This is a genomic window from Endozoicomonas sp. ALE010 (genome assembly GCF_049310165.1).
Classification (GTDB): domain Bacteria; phylum Pseudomonadota; class Gammaproteobacteria; order Pseudomonadales; family Endozoicomonadaceae; genus Endozoicomonas.
In genome coordinates this window covers 1-1,371 of the sequence record NZ_JBLYNV010000188.1, presented here as the reverse complement: position 1 = coordinate 1,371, position 1,371 = coordinate 1, and the positions used below count along the sequence as shown (strand labels likewise).

Below are 1,371 nucleotides of genomic sequence, written 5' to 3'. Positions count from 1 at the left end.
CGACCAGGGCTTCGTTGAGCCCCGGTGTTTGCTCCAGCCCGTTGTCCACCAGTTTCGCCATGGCCCACAGCAGGTTGGCGATATTCTGAGGGTTAAATTGGTCTTTCTGTGCCTGCACCTGGGGCAACAGCCCGGCCACGGCCTCTTTGAGCCCTGATGTTTGCTTCAGCCCATAGTCCACCAGTTTCGCCATGGCCCACAGCAGGTTGGCGATTCCCTGGGCAGTAAATTGGCCTTTCTGTGCGTTCACATGGGGTAACAGCGCCACCACCGCCTCTTTGAGCCCTGGTGTCCGCTCCAGCCCGTTTGCCACCAGTTTCGCCATAGCCGACAGCAGGTTGACAATGCCCTGGGGATTAACCTGGTTTTTCTGTGCGTTTACGAGGGGCAACAGGGCGGCCACGGCCTCTTTGAGCCCTGGTGTCCGCTTCAGCCCGTTGTCCACCAGTTTCGCCATGGCCCACAGCAGGTTGACAATAGCCTGGGCATTAAACAGGTCTTTCTGTGCGTTCACCTGGGGCAACAGCGCAGCCATGGCCTCGTTGAGCCCCGGTGTCCGCTCCTGTCCGCTGTCCACCAGTTTGGCCATGGTCCACAGCAGGTTGGTGATTTCCTGTGTGTTAAAGTTAGCTTTCTGAGTGTTCACCTTGGGCAACAACGCGGCCACGGCCTTGTTGAGCTTTGGTGTCTGCTCCAGCCCCTTGTCCACCAGTTTCGCCATGGCCCACAGCAGGTTGGCGATAGCCTGAGGAATAAATTGGTCTTTCTGTATGTTAACGTGAGGCAGTAGCACAGCTACGGCCTCCTTGAGCTCTGGTGTCCGCTCCAGCCCGCTGTCCACCAGTTTCGCCATGGCCCACAGCAGGTTAGAGATTTCCTGTGGGTTAAAGTTAGCTTTCTGTGCGTTCACCCGGGATAACAACGCGGCAACGGCCTCGTTGATCTCTGGTGTCCAATCCCCGTTGTCCACCAGTTTCGCCATGGCCCACAGCAGGTTGGCGATACCCTGGGGATTGAATTGGTCTTTCTGTACGTTCACAAGGGGCAACAGGGCGGCCACGGCCTTTTTGAACTCTGGTGTCTGCTTCTGCCCGTTGTCCACCAGTTTCGCCATGGCCCACAGCAGGCTGGTGATTCCCCGGGCATCAATATCCCGGGCTCCAGGTTTTTGGTAGCAGTTAAATATTATTGCATCAAGCAGAGTTGACAATAAGGCAGCTTGAGTGAACTGAACACGCTCATGCATGGGTTTATAAGGGGTAAAAACACCCGCTGAAGTAAATGAATGAAGAGTTGTCGTCAGGCTTCGCCAATCCCAACGCCGTGTTGGGGTAAAATTTTGCAGCATACGTATCAGCTGGCTTTGTTCCG

1 protein-coding gene is annotated in these 1,371 nt (G+C 55.8%); it reads right to left on the bottom strand.

Annotated elements, in window-relative coordinates; genetic code table 11:
• On the bottom strand, window positions 1-1,371 hold a 1,371-nt coding region (locus tag ACO6UY_RS24680; RefSeq protein WP_422491706.1), incomplete at both ends, for a DUF1601 domain-containing protein.